Below are 13,341 nucleotides of genomic sequence, written 5' to 3'. Positions count from 1 at the left end.
TCCGGCCCGGCCGCCCCGGCCGCTCAGGTCCGCCCGTCATCGTGCCGGACCGCCTCGCCCGATCGCCACGCCGGTGAAGGTCTGGTTGAGGTGCATGGTCCGGTACTGCTCGCCGTAGGTGTTGAAGCCGAACACATTGTGCCGGCGGTAGATCTCCGAGATGCGGTGCGCCACCTGCCGGTTCTGGGCGTCCAGGCGGCGGAGCACGCAGTCGAAGCCGAGGATCCAGTCGATGCCGCCGAGGTCGCGGTCGAGCTGGGCGAGCGTCGTCTCCACGCTGTCGACGAGGTCGACCGGCTCGGCCACCGTCAGCACCACCCCGTCGTCGATGGCGCAGAAGAAGGAGAGCGATCCGTCCGGGTTGGTGGAGCGGAGCGACCGGCAGAAGTATTCGCCGCCGACCCGCACCACCATCGGATGGGAAGCAAAACCGAACGGCGACAGCCGGTCCGCGTCGAGGCCGACGAGGGTGGCGTACTCGTCCGCCGCCACCTCGGCGTTGAGCTCGTAGACGGTGCGCGTCTCCGGGTCGGAGGCGGTCACCACCAGGCGCTGGCCCGTGGGGTGGAAGTTGTCCGTCTTGAACACCTGGAAGGGGTGGTCGGTGTGGACGAGGATCAGGATGGCGGCGTCGGTGTGGATGACCCCGTCGTGGAGGAGGCTGGTGGCCCGGAAGGCGAGGCCGTCGCCGGCCGAACCGCCGACGAGCGGGATGTCGCCGAGCGCCCAGTCGATCGCCGACACCACCGCCTCCTCGCGCATGCAGAGCCCGTCGATGAGGCTGACCGCGAAGGTGGAGCGCGGCTGAAGCGCCGGCCGGCGGCGGGCAAGCTCCGCCTTGAGGGCGGCCACGGTCTCCGAGCCCCGGTCGACGGAAAGCCGGGACAGGTCCGGGATCACGCCGGAGACGATCTCGAACCCGGCGCGCGGAAAGGCGATCGCCACCATGCCGCCGTCGCTGAGCCCGTCGGAGGAGATCTCCCCGGCCGTGGAGCAGCCGACCACGGGCACGCCGGGCAGCACGCGGGCGAACGCAGCGCCCAAGCGGGCGCTGTCGTAGGAGGCCGCATAGAAGACGATGAGAAACCCGACGTCCGCCGGGTCGACATCACGGCGCACAGCCGCCACCGCCTCGTCGAGCGACGCTTCGGACACCGACAGGGCCCTGATGCCGGAGGTGAACGCCGGTCCGTCGGTGCGGCTCGACACGCGACCCGTCCTCCCCCAAGTGCATGCTTGTTTCTTTGTCGGCAAGTATGCGGATCCGGCCGATTTCGTGCAAGTCCGGGCGCGACGGACCCGCCGGACACGGTGTAGCATGACGCCGGTCGCATCGCGCCGGCGGTGGAGACCGAAAGTACAATGGTGCCGGCGGGGACGGCGACGCTACCGTTCGCCCCGTCGCTGAAGGACGCCGAATGGCGCCAATCATGGGAGTGAACGCATGGACATGACCGGGGAATACCGTATTCCGGCGCCGCGCCAGGCGGTGTGGGAAGCGCTCAACGACCCGGACGTCCTCAAGGCGTGCATTCCCGGGTGCGAGAGCCTGGAGAAGTCCGGCGACGAGATGAACGCCACCGTGGTGGCCAAGATCGGTCCGGTGAAGGCCAAGTTCTCCGGCAAGGTGCGGCTGGAGAACCTCAATCCGCCGACCAGCTATTCGATCGTGGGTGAAGGCTCCGGCGGCGTGGCGGGATTTGCCAAGGGCGGCGCCGATGTGTCGCTGGCCGACGACGGCGCCGACACCATCCTCAGCTACACGGCCAAGGCGCAGGTTGGCGGCAAGCTCGCCCAGCTCGGCAGCCGGCTGATCGACGGCACCGCCAAGATGATGGCGGACCAGTTCTTCTCCGCCTTCACGGCGAAGGTGGGGGCAGCCGCGGCCGCCGCGGCGCCGGCCGGTGTCGTGGCCGACGCGCCGGTGGCGACGGGAGCCTACGACGGCACCGCGCCGGCCGATCGGGACGGCGGCGCCGTCGCCGTCAAGGAAGACGCGCTCGACCGGGTGGTGCACGCCGCCGAGGCCGCCGAGCGGGAAGCCGAGAAGCGGGTCGAGACGGCCGCGATCAAGTCCGGTCCGTCCGGGCCCATGCTGTGGGGCCTGGTGGCGCTCGCGGTGCTCGTCGTCATTCTGATCATCGGGGCGCTCTGACCCGAGCGCGGGCGCCGACCGTCGCCATGTGACGGCCGTGCGCGCGTTCCTATATCGATTTAGTCCCGCCGTGGCGCGGCGACCTCGCCAAGGTCCGGCCCAACCCGGCATCACCTGAAAACCCGACCCCTGGTCGGCATGGACACTCTGACAAGGAGGGAGGAAGCGATGGCCACCATTTCCCTGACCGTGAACGGCAAGGCCGTGTCGGCGACGGTCGAGGACCGCACGCTGCTGGTCCAGTACCTGCGCGAGACGCTCGGGCTCACCGGAACGCACGTCGGCTGCGACACGTCCCAGTGCGGCGCCTGCGTGGTGCATGTGGACGGCAAGGCCGTGAAGGCCTGCACCATGCTGGCCGCCCAGGCGGACGGCACCACGGTCCTCACCATCGAGGGCCTCGCCACCGGCGACCAGCTGCACCCTGTGCAGGCGGCCTTCCGCGAGCACCACGGCCTGCAGTGCGGCTTCTGCACCCCCGGCATGATCATGGCGGCTGTCGACATGATCAACCGGCACGGCGGGCCGCTCGACGAGGCGACCATCCGGCACGAGCTGGAAGGCAACATCTGCCGCTGCACCGGCTACCACAACATCGTCAAGGCCATCGAGGCCGCGTCCGCCGAGATGGCGGGTCTGCGGCAGGCGGCCGAGTAAGCAATCGTCACGGGCGGGCTCGGGAGGCCCTGCCGGTGTCGCGCCGCCGCTTGCACCCGTGGAGGACGGGACGCGCGGAGGGGATGCGACGCGGGCGGGGAGAGAGTCCACCTCAAGGCAGCATGGGAGGACATCATGGGACTTGAAGGCATCGGCGCACGGGTCGTCCGCAAGGAAGACAAGCGCTTCATCACCGGCCGGGGCAAGTACACGGACGATATCGTTCTCAAGGACACCACTCACGGGGTGTTCGTGCGCTCTCCCCATGCGCACGCGAAGATCCTGTCGATCGACACCGCGGCCGCCCTGGCGGCGCCGGGCGTGATCGCGGTGCTGACCGGCGCGGACCTGGCCGGCGACCGCATCGGCGGGCTGATCTGCGGCTGGATGATCCATTCGCGCGACGGCAGCCCCATGAAGGCGGGCGCCCATCCGGCCATCGCGCACGACCGGGTCCGCCACGTGGGCGACCAGGTGGCGCTCGTCATCGCGGAGACCAAGGCCGAGGCCCGCGACGCCGCCGAACTGGTGGAGGTCGAGTACGAGACCCTGCCGGCGGTGGTCGATCCGGCCCATGCCATGGACGCGGACGCGCCGCAGCTCCACGACGTGGCGCCCAACAACCTGATCTTCGACTGGGTGCTCGGCGACGAGGCGGCCACCGACGCCGCCTTCGCCAACGCCGCCCACGTGGTGGAACTCGACATCATCAACAACCGCCTGTCGCCGAACCCGATGGAGCCGCGGTCGGCCATCGGCTACTACGACCCGTCGGAAGAGCACTACGACCTCTACACCACCAGCCAGAACCCGCACGTGGCGCGCCTCGTGCTCTCCGCCTTCATCGGCATCGCGCCGGAGCACAAGCTCCGCGTGGTAGCGCCGGACGTCGGCGGCGGTTTCGGCGCCAAGATCTACATCTATCCGGAAGAGACCGCGTGCCTCTGGGCGTCCAAGCGCATCGGCGGCCGGCCGGTGAAGTGGACGTCGGAACGCGCCGAGGCCTTCCTGACGGACTGCCACGGCCGCGACCACGTGACGAAGGCCAAGCTGGCGCTCGCCGCCGACGGCACTTTCCTGGCGCTCCGCTCCGACACGATCGCCAACATCGGCGCCTACATGTCGACCTTCTCGTCGGCGACGCCCACCTACCTGCACGGCACGCTTCTGTCGGGCCAGTATGTGATCCCGGCGATCTTCACCAACGTGAAGGCGGTCTACACCAACACCACCCCGGTGGACGCCTACCGCGGCGCGGGCCGGCCGGAGGCGACCTTCATCGTGGAGCGCCTGGTGGAAACCGCGGCGCGCCAGCTCGGGATGGACCCGGCGGAGCTCCGGCGGAAGAACTTCATCCGCTCTTTCCCCTACCAGACGCCGGTCATCCTCACCTATGACGCCGGCGACTTCGAGGGCAACCTCGACAAGGCGCTCGCCGCCGTCGACTACGCCGGCTTTGCGGCTCGCAAGGCCGAGGCCAAGGCGCGCGGCAAGCTGCGCGGCATCGGCTTCTCCTCCTACATCGAGGCCTGCGGCATCGCGCCGTCCCAGGCGGTCGGCTCGCTCGGCTCGGGCGTCGGCCTCTGGGAATCGGCCGAGGTTCGGGTGAACCCGGTCGGCTCGGTGGAGATCCTCACCGGGTCGCACAGCCACGGCCAGGGCCACGAGACCACCTTCGCCCAGCTCGTCAACGAGCGGCTCGGCATCGGGATGGAGAACATCCAGATCGTCCACGGCGACACCGACAAGGTGCAGTTCGGCATGGGCACCTACGGCTCGCGCTCCGGCGCGGTCGGCATGTCGGCCATCGTCAAGGCGCTCGACAAGGTGGAGGCCAAGGCCAAGAAGATCGCCGCCCATCTGATGGAGGCCTCCGAGGCCGACATCGTCATGGAAGGCGGCGAGCTGAAGGTCGCCGGCACCGACAAGAAGCTGCCCTTCTTCCAGGTGGCGCTCGCCGCCTACACGGCGCACAACCTGCCGGCCGGCATGGAGCCGGGCCTGAAGGAAGGCGCCTTCTACGACCCGACCAACTTCACCTATCCGGCCGGCACCTACATCTGCGAGGTCGAGGTGGATCCGGACACCGGCAAGGTGGAGATCGTCCAGTTCGTGGCGGTCGACGATTTCGGCCGGATCATCAACCCGATGATCGTGGAAGGCCAGGTGCACGGCGGCCTCGCCCAGGGCATCGGCCAGGCGCTGATGGAAGGCGTCTCCTACGATCCGCAGAGCGGCCAGCTGCTCACCGGCTCCTACATGGACTACTGCATGCCGCGCGCCGACGACGTGCCGTCCTTCAAGGTCGACCACGTCACCACCCTCTGCCCGGGCAACCCGCTCGGCATGAAGGGTTGCGGCGAGGCGGGCGCCATCGGCTCGCCGCCGGCGGTGATCAACGCCATCACGGACGCCATCGGCAACAACAACCTCAGCATGCCCGCCACGCCCGCCAAGGTGTGGGCGGCGGTCCACGCGGCCTGAAGGAGGACGGACCCCCATGTACCAGACCACCTATCACCGGCCGTCGTCCGTCACGGAAGCGGCCTCGCTGCTTGCCTCCGCGGAGGACGTGAAGCTGCTCGCGGGCGGCCAGACTCTGATCCCGACCATGAAGCAGCGGCTCGCCGCGCCGGCCAACCTCATCGACCTCGGCAAGATCGCCGAGTTGAAGGGGATCACGGTCTCCGGCGGCACCGTGACCATCGGGGCGGGCACCACCCACGCGGAGGTCAACACCTCCGCCGACGTGAAGGCCGCCATCCCGGCGCTCGCCAAGCTCGCCGGCGGCATCGGCGACCCGCACGTGCGGCACCTCGGCACCATCGGCGGATCGGTCGCCAACAACGACCCGGCCGCCGACTATCCGTCGGCGGTGCTCGGCCTCGGCGCGACCGTGGTGACCACCAAGCGGGAAATTCCGGCGGACGACTTCTTCGCCGGCATGTTCACCACCGCCCTCGACGAGGACGAGATCATCGTCCGCTTCGTCTTCCCGGTGCCGGAGAAGGCGGCCTACGCCAAGTTCGCCAACCCGGCGTCGCGCTATGCCATGGCGGGCGTGTTCGTGGCGGTGACCGGCGGCACGGTGCGCGTGGCGGTGACCGGCGCCGGCTCCGACGGCGTGTTCCGCTGGGCCGACGCGGAAGCGGCGCTCGCCGGCACTATGACGCCGGCGGCCCTCGACGGCCTGACGGCGGACGCCTCGGCGATGCTTTCCGACATCCACGGCGACGCGGCCTACCGGGCCAATCTCGTCAAGGTGATGGCCAAGCGCGCGGTGGCGGCGCTCGGCTGACGACGGGCTTGGTATGAAACGCGAAAGGGCCGGACGGGGTGCACCCCGTCCGGCCCTTTCGTTGTTTCGGCAGCCTGGCGCTTCGCGCCCCACGTCGTTCGCGGCTCAGGCGGCCGCCACGCTGGCAAGGAAGCGGCCGACGCTTTCCTCAAGACGTTTGGTCTCCGACGACACGGTGGCCGAGGCATTGGCGACGCTCTCGGCGGTCTGGATGGTTTCGGTGGCGGACCGGGACACGGCGCCCACGTTGCCGTTGACCCGCTGGGTTCCGGCCGCCGCGTGGGTGACGTTGCGGCTGATCTCGCCGGTGGCGGCGCCCTGCTGGGCGACGGCCGCCGCGATGGCGCCGGTGTAGCGGTTCACCTCCTGCATGGTGGCGGTGATGTCCTCGATGGCCGTGACCGCGTCGCCCGTGGAGGTCTGGATGCCCGACACCTGGGCGGCGATCTCCTCGGTGGCGCGGCCGGTCTGGGCGGCCAGCGACTTCACCTCGCTCGCCACCACGGCGAACCCGCGGCCGGCCTCGCCGGCGCGGGCCGCCTCGATGGTGGCATTGAGGGCGAGGAGGTTGGTCTGCTCGGCAATCGCCTGGATGAGCGTGACCACCTCGCCGATCTTGGCGGCGGACTGGACGAGGCTTGCCACCTTGGCGTTGGCCGCGTTGGTGGCGACGGCCGCCTTGGCCACCACGTCGGTGGTGCGGTTGACCTGATCGGTGATCTCCCCGATCGAGGAGGCCAGTTCCTCCGCGGCGCTCGCCACGGTCTGCACGTTGTTGGCGGCCTGTTCGGAGGCGCTCGCCGCCTCGCGGGCGTTCTCCGCCGTCCCGCGCGAGGCGCCGTCGAGCCGGGAGGCTGTCTCCCGCATCTCCCGCATGGTGGAGGCGACGGATCCGAGCGCCGCGTTCACGTCGCCTTTGAACACCGAGATGGCCTTGTCCACCGCCGCCTGCCGGGCCTCGGCGGCCTTTGCCTGGGCGGCCTGCGACGCCGCAAGGCGCTGGCGGTCGATCCCGGCGTTGCGGAACACCTGGACGGCGCGCGCCATGGCGCCGAGTTCGCCCTTGGCCTCAGTGAGCGGGATGGCGTCGTCGAACCGATCCTCGGCCATTCGCGCCATCACGGCCGCAAGATCGGGGATCGGCCTGACCAGCCGGCGGGCGACCAGGACCGCGATCGGCGACAGGATGAGCGCAAGCACGACGCTCGCCACGAGCGTTCCCTGTACGAGCGAAGCCGCGGAGGCGGCGACCACCGCCTTCGGAATGCCGGCGAACAGGATGCCGACCACAGCCCCGCCGGGGCCACCGATGGGCTGGTAGCTGGTATAGAAGGGCTGATCCAGGATCGTCGCCTCGCCCGAATAGGCCTCCAGACGCTTCATGGCCCCGAATGCCGGATGGCCCGCGCCGAGGCGCGTTCCCACGGCCCGCGCGCCCTCCACCGTGCGCACCGACGTGGTGACGCGCACGAAGTCGTCCACGGCCGCGTCATAGGCGAAGAGCGTAACGGCGCCGCCGGTCAGCAGGCTGACCTCGTCGACCAGTCGGTGATCCTCGATCGCCGGCACGGCGGTCATGGTGATCCGCCTGGGCGTTCCATCGGCGGCACGCTCGACGGTGGTCCCGGCCATGTCCCGTTCGATCAGCGAAGCCGCCACGCCGAGGGCATGCGCCTGTTCGGCGATGGCGCGCTCTGAAACTTCGCCGTACGTGGACCAGGTGACAAGGCCGGCCAGAACGGACGCCGTGAGCAGGACGGCGCCTACGGCCATCGTGCTGATCAGCATCGGCAGTGAAAAGAGCGTGTAGAGGCGCATTGAAATTCCTGCTGCTGGGTGGCTGCAGCAGACGATCGCCCCATAACTGTTAAAGAACCCACTATATTATGTATTTATGCTGAGACTCGAATTGACAGGTCTCGGCTCGGCGCCGACCCTTCCGATGGTCCTCACACGTGCTGGCCGCCGTTCACATGGATTTCCGCGCCGGTGACGTAGGACGACGCCTGGGTGCAGAGATAGTAGATCGTGTCGGCGACCTCGGCCGGCTGGCCGAGCCGCCGCAGCGGGATGTCGTCGATCATCTTCTCGGTGCCGGGAGAGAGAATGGACGTGTCGATCTCGCCGGGCGCGATCGCGTTCACCCGGATGCCGTGCGGACCGAAGTCGGCCGCCATTTCGCGGGTCAGCGAGGCGAGCGCCGCCTTGGAGGTGCTGTAGGCCGATCCGGCGAACGGGTGCACCCGAGCGCCCGCGATGGAGGTGACGTTGACCACCGATCCGCCCGCCCGCTTCAGCTCGTGGAAAAGGCCGCGGGCGAGGAGGAGCGGGGCGAAGAAGTTCACCTGGAACACCGTCCGCCACTGGTGGATGGGCGTCACGATGCTGTCGAGCCGCTTGCCGTGGTCGTCCTTCGGGCTGATGCCGGCGTTGTTGACGAGGGCGTCGAGCCGGCCGCCGTTCTCCTCCAGGCGCCCGCGCATCTCGGCGACCGCGTTGCCGAGGTTCTCCGGGTCGGAGAGATCCACCTGGATGTGGTCCTCCGGGCCCATCGGCCACGGGCACTTGTCGGAGAAGGGCTGACGCGAGCAGGTGATCACCCGCCACCCCGCCGCGGAGAAGCGCTTCACGGTGGCGTGTCCGATGCCGCGGCTGGCACCGGTCAGCACGATGGTGCGGCGTTCCGGGGTCGACTCGGTCGATGTCATGGGGCGCTCCTCAATCCCGCTCGGGATCGGCGTGGGTCCTGTGCAAGCTGTATACCGGATGGCGCGGTGTTTGGAACGTGCGGTCTCGCGTCCGTGGCGGTCGACATGGTCACGTCTCCCCCAGCGCGCGGAGTGCCAACACGGCGGCGGAGGAGCGGTTCTCCACGCCGAGCTTGGCGTAGACCTGCTCCAGGTGCTTGTTCACCGTGCGCGGGCTGAGCCCGAGGATGTCGGCGATGTCGCGGTTGGACTTGCCGTGGGCGATCCAGTGCAGCACCTCAGCCTCCCGGTTGGTCATCTGGAACCGTTCCTTGAGAAGCAGGATCCGCGCGTCGCCGTCCTCGCCGATCAGGCGGAACAGATACTCGTCCCCGCCGACCCGGCCGACGAAGGAAAGGGTGAGGCTGGGCCCGCCCGGCGCGGCGATTTCGAAGCCCGCTTCGTCCGGCCGCGTATCGATGTTCTTCAGCCAGGCGATCGCCGTCGGCGGCAGGATGGTGCGTTCCGCCGCGTCCGGCGCCACCACCCCGAGCAGGTGCGCCGCCTGGGGCGTCGACCAGCGGATCCGCCCCTCGCCGTCGGTCGCCAGCAGGTGGCGGCCGGCGGTGTCGAGGGCGGCGCGGGCGCTCTGGGCGGCGCGGGCGTTGGCGAGATGCACCCGGATCCGCGCCATCAGGGTGTCGAGCACCAGCGGCTTCGTCACATAGTCCACCCCGCCGGCCTCCAGGCCCGCGATGATGTGCTCGGTCTCGCTAAGGCCGGTCATGAAGATCACCGGCACATGGGCGAGCGGCCCAGCCTTCAGCCGGCGGCAGGTCTCGAAGCCGTCGATCCCCGGCATCACGGCGTCCATCAGGATGACGTCCGGCGTGATCTGGCGGACGAGCTCCAGCGCCTCCTCGCCGCCGAGGGCGACGAGCACCATGGCGCCCGTCGCGTCGAGGGCGTCGGTGAGGAGCCGGAGGGTCTGCGGGCTGTCGTCCACCACCAGGATGGTGTCGCGCCGCCGCACCGGGTCAGGGGGCATCGTCGAGCGCCTCCAGCCGCTTGAGGTAGCCGCGGAAATCGAACCGGCGCACGTAGTCGCGAAGGTCCTCCACCAGCGGCCGGGCCGACTCGTCGGCCTCCAGTTCGGCGAGCTTGGCCTCGATGCCGCGCACATAGCCGATGCGCCCGAGCTGGACCAGTTCGCGCACGTGCGCCGCACCCGGCGAGATGGTGGCCGGCGTGCCTTCCGCCGGCGTCGTGGCGGCCGCTGTCGTCATGGGACGGAGGCCGGCGACCGGGCCGGCCGCGCCGTCCGGTCCCTCGATCCAGGTGAGGCCGGTCAGGGCGCCGATCCGCTCCAGGAGGGCGGACAGGCTGAACGGCTTCGTCATGGTGCCGTCGTGCGGGGCGCCGACCTCCCCCGGCGGCGCGTCGGCAAGGTTCGCCGAGAGCATCAGAATGGGCGCGTCATGGCCCGCGGCGCGGAGCGCGTGGGCGAGCGCGAAGCCGTTCATGCCGGGCATGGAGACGTCGAGCAGGAAGAGATCCGGCCGCACCGCCTCCACGAGCGTGAGGCAGGACGGACCGTCCGCGGCTTCAAGGACCGCGAAGCCGAGCGGCACCAGGATGTCGCGCACGAGGCCTCTGTGCGTGGCGTCGTCGTCCGCCACCACGACGGTCCGCCGGTCGCCCGTATAGCCCACCACCCGGGCGGCGGTCGGCGGCAGGGCGCGCGGCGCATGCACGGTCGCCAGCATCAGGCGCACCCGGAAGACGCTTCCCGCCGGGCCGCTCTCGGCGTTGATGTCGCCGCCCATCAGCTCCACCAGCATCTTGGTGATGGTGAGCCCGAGCCCCAGGCCCGGCGTCGCCTGGGCGCGGGCCTCCGAGCCCCGCTCGAACGGCTCGTAGACCCGCGCCAGGTCGTCCGGCGGGATGCCGATGCCGCTGTCCTCCACGGACAGGGTGGCGATCTGGCTGCGGTAGGCGAGCCGCAAGGTGACGTGGCCGCTCTCGGTGAACTTGATGGCGTTGGAGAGAAGATTGATCAGCACCTGGCGGAGGCGCTTCTCGTCGGCGCGGACCACGGCTGGCAGGGTCTCCGGCCGGATGTAGCGGAACTCCAGGCCCTTTTCCCGCGCCTGCATGCGGAACATGTCCACCAGCGGGTCGATCAGGTCGGCGAGGCGCACCTCCGTCTGCTGGATCTGCATCCGGCCAGCCTCGATGCGGGAGATGTCGAGGAGGCCCTCGATCAGCCGCGACAGGTGCTCGGCGCTCTTGCGGATGATGCCGACGCTGCCGCGCGGCGCGTCCGGCAGGGTCGGGTCGCGCTCCATCAGCTGGGCGTAGCCGAGCACCGCGTTCAGCGGCGTGCGGAGTTCGTGGCTGAGGCCGACCACGTAGCGGCTCTTGGCGAGGTTGGCCGCCTCGGCCACCTCCTTGGCGCGCTGCAGCGCCGCGTCCGTGCGCCGGTGCGCCTCGATCTCCTGAAGGAGGAGGGCGGTCTGGCGGGCGCTCTCCTCCTGGGCGACGCGCCGGCTCTCCTGAGCGAGCACGAAGAACCAGGTGACGATGCCGGCGACGATGAGGAGCACGAAGAAGGCGCCCCAGAGCGCCCGCTCGATGGTGGCCGTGTGGGCCGGGTCCGTCTGCGGCACCTGGGCGTGGATAAGGCCGAGCACCAGGCTGATGACCGCGGCCGAGAGGAGCAGTCCGCCGCCGTACTGGACGAGGCTGGGGTTCAGCCGCTCGCCGGCGCGGCGCGGCAGCACCCGCTTGAGCGCGCCGATCACCTGGGTCTGGAAGCGCGCCTTCGGCTTGCAGAGGTCGTGGCAGCGGGCGTCGAGCGAGCAGCAGAGCGAGCAGATCGGCGCCGAGTAGGCGGGGCAGAAGGCCATGTCCTCCGGCTCGAACGGGTTCTCGCAGACCCGGCACTCGATCTGGCCCTTGCCGGCCCAGGCCCGGCGCGGCTTGCGGGCGAGGGCGAACCGGCCGCCGGTGGCGACCGCGATCAGCGGCGCCGCGACGAGCGACACCGCAAGCGCGACGAAGGGCGCGAGCGCCTGGGCCTCGGGCCCGAAGACGCCGGAGAGGGCGGCGAGCGCCGCCGCGATGGCAAGCCCCATGGCGCCGACGCCGACCGGGTTCACGTCGTGCAAGTGGGCGCGCTTGAACTCGATGCCGGGCGGCGACAGGCCGAGCGGCTTGTTGATGCCGAGGTCCGCCACGAGCGCGCCGAGCCAGGCGACCGCCACGATGGCGAAGAGGCCGAGGGTCTGTTCCAGCGCCCGGTAGATGCCGAGCTCCATCAGGAGAAGAGCGATCACCACGTTGAACATCAGCCACACCACCCGGCCCGGATGGCTGTGGGTGAGGCGCGAGAAGAAGTTCGACCAGGCGAGCGAGCCCGCATAGGCGTTCATCACATTGATCTTCAGCTGCGAGACCACCACCAGGAGGGCCGTCGCGGCGAGCACCATCCACTCGGTCGGGAAGACGTAGTCGAACGCCACCTTGTACATGTAGGCGGGCTCGGCCGCGTGCTCGGACCCGACGCCGGCCTCCAGCACCACCACCGCCAGGAAGGACCCGAACAGGAGCTTCGGGATGCCGAGGACGATCCAGCCCGGCCCGGCGGCAAGGAGCGACACGATCCAGCCGGCGCGGTTCTCCCGGGTTTTCGCCGGCATGAAGCGCAGGATGTCCACCTGCTCGCCAATTTGCGGCAGGAGCGCCAGGATCACGGACGCGGCGCCGCCGAACCGGAGGAGATCGAACCCGTCGTTGGTGCCGGCCGGCGGCGCCAGGCCGGCAAAGCCGGTCCAGCGCTCCACCGTGCTCCAGTCTGCGAGGAGAATGAAGGGCAGCGGCAGCAGGTTCAGGACGATCCAGAGCGGCTGGGTGGCGAGCTGGAAGCGGCTGATCCAGGCAACGCCGTGGGTCACCAGCGGGATGACGGCGACGGAGCTGAGGATGTAGCCGAGCCAGAGCGGCACGCCGAAGCAGAGCTCCAGCGCCGTCGCCATGATAGCCGCCTCGATGGCGAAGAGGATGAAGGTGAAGGTGGCGTAGACCAGCGAGGTGGCGGTGGAGCCGATGTAGCCGAAGCCGCCGCCGCGGGTGAGCAGATCGATGTCGACCCCGTAGCGGGCCGCGTAGAGGCTGATCGGCAGCCCGGTGGCGAAGATGATGGCGCCGACGATCAGGATGGCGGCGACGGCGTTGGTAAAGCCGTAGGAAAGCGTGATGGCGCCGCCGATCGCCTCCAGCGCCAGGAAGGAGATCGCCCCGATGGCGGTCTGCGCCACCCGGGTGGCGGACCAGCGGCGCGCCCGCTTGGCGGTGAAGCGAAGGGCATAGTCCTCCAGGGTCTCGTTCGCGACCCACTGGTTGTACTGCCGTCTCACCGGAATGATGCGCTGCCGCCCCGTCATGCCGCTCCCATCTCGCCGCCCCGGACCCGCGGCAGCCCATCGTCGATCGCGTGTCCGCGGCGGTCCGGCCAGCACCGCGCCGCGTCCCATGCAAGAGGC

Annotated in this window: 9 protein-coding genes; 4 read left to right on the top strand and 5 right to left on the bottom strand. The window is 70.1% G+C overall.

Translation table 11 applies throughout. From position 1 onward, the window contains the following. Positions 1-36 precede the first annotated feature (36 nt). Positions 37-1,209: an FIST N-terminal domain-containing protein gene (locus tag BUQ68_RS15305; RefSeq protein ID WP_245293272.1), complete on the bottom strand. Its 1,173-nt coding sequence runs from the start codon at positions 1,207-1,209 to the stop codon at positions 37-39. Between the two features lie 235 nt (positions 1,210-1,444). Here BUQ68_RS15305 and BUQ68_RS15300 point away from each other — a divergent pair, with 235 nt between their 5' ends. The 4 genes from BUQ68_RS15300 to BUQ68_RS15285 all read left to right on the top strand — a co-directional run bounded on the left by BUQ68_RS15300 (position 1,445) and on the right by BUQ68_RS15285 (position 6,110). After that, entirely contained in the window at positions 1,445-2,155 is a 711-nt protein-coding gene (locus BUQ68_RS15300; protein WP_075216864.1) for an SRPBCC family protein, read from the top strand. Between the two features lie 168 nt (positions 2,156-2,323). Further along, positions 2,324-2,812, top strand: coding sequence for a (2Fe-2S)-binding protein (locus BUQ68_RS15295; protein ID WP_075216863.1), 489 nt, complete (start codon positions 2,324-2,326; stop codon positions 2,810-2,812). 135 nt (positions 2,813-2,947) lie between these two features. Further along, complete coding sequence (locus BUQ68_RS15290; RefSeq protein ID WP_075216862.1) at positions 2,948-5,296, top strand: xanthine dehydrogenase family protein molybdopterin-binding subunit; 2,349 nt, start codon at positions 2,948-2,950, stop codon at positions 5,294-5,296. Positions 5,297-5,312: 16 nt separating this feature from the next. Then, entirely contained in the window at positions 5,313-6,110 is a 798-nt protein-coding gene (locus tag BUQ68_RS15285) for an FAD binding domain-containing protein (protein ID WP_075216861.1), read from the top strand. Positions 6,111-6,215: 105 nt separating this feature from the next. On the opposite strand, the gene BUQ68_RS15280 is transcribed toward BUQ68_RS15285, so the two are convergent. From BUQ68_RS15280 to BUQ68_RS15265, 4 genes are all read right to left on the bottom strand, one after another. After that, on the bottom strand, positions 6,216-7,928 hold the full coding sequence (locus BUQ68_RS15280; RefSeq protein ID WP_083656608.1) for a methyl-accepting chemotaxis protein: 1,713 nt from the start codon (positions 7,926-7,928) through the stop codon (positions 6,216-6,218). Between the two features lie 131 nt (positions 7,929-8,059). Further along, positions 8,060-8,818: an SDR family NAD(P)-dependent oxidoreductase gene (locus tag BUQ68_RS15275; RefSeq protein ID WP_075216860.1), complete on the bottom strand. Its 759-nt coding sequence runs from the start codon at positions 8,816-8,818 to the stop codon at positions 8,060-8,062. 109 nt (positions 8,819-8,927) lie between these two features. Continuing rightward, positions 8,928-9,845, bottom strand: a complete 918-nt coding sequence (locus BUQ68_RS15270; RefSeq protein ID WP_075216859.1) for a response regulator transcription factor — start codon at positions 9,843-9,845, stop codon at positions 8,928-8,930. Next, entirely contained in the window at positions 9,835-13,242 is a 3,408-nt protein-coding gene (locus BUQ68_RS15265) for an ATP-binding protein (protein ID WP_075216858.1), read from the bottom strand. The genes BUQ68_RS15270 and BUQ68_RS15265 overlap by 11 nt, the downstream gene beginning before the upstream one ends. Between the last annotated feature and the right edge of the window lie 99 nt (positions 13,243-13,341).

Source organism: Mongoliimonas terrestris (assembly GCF_001927285.1).
In the GTDB taxonomy this organism is placed as follows: Bacteria; Pseudomonadota; Alphaproteobacteria; order Rhizobiales; family Pleomorphomonadaceae; genus Chthonobacter; species Chthonobacter terrestris.
The sequence above is the reverse complement of the archived record's forward strand: the minus strand, read 5'-3'. Positions and strand labels throughout refer to the sequence as shown.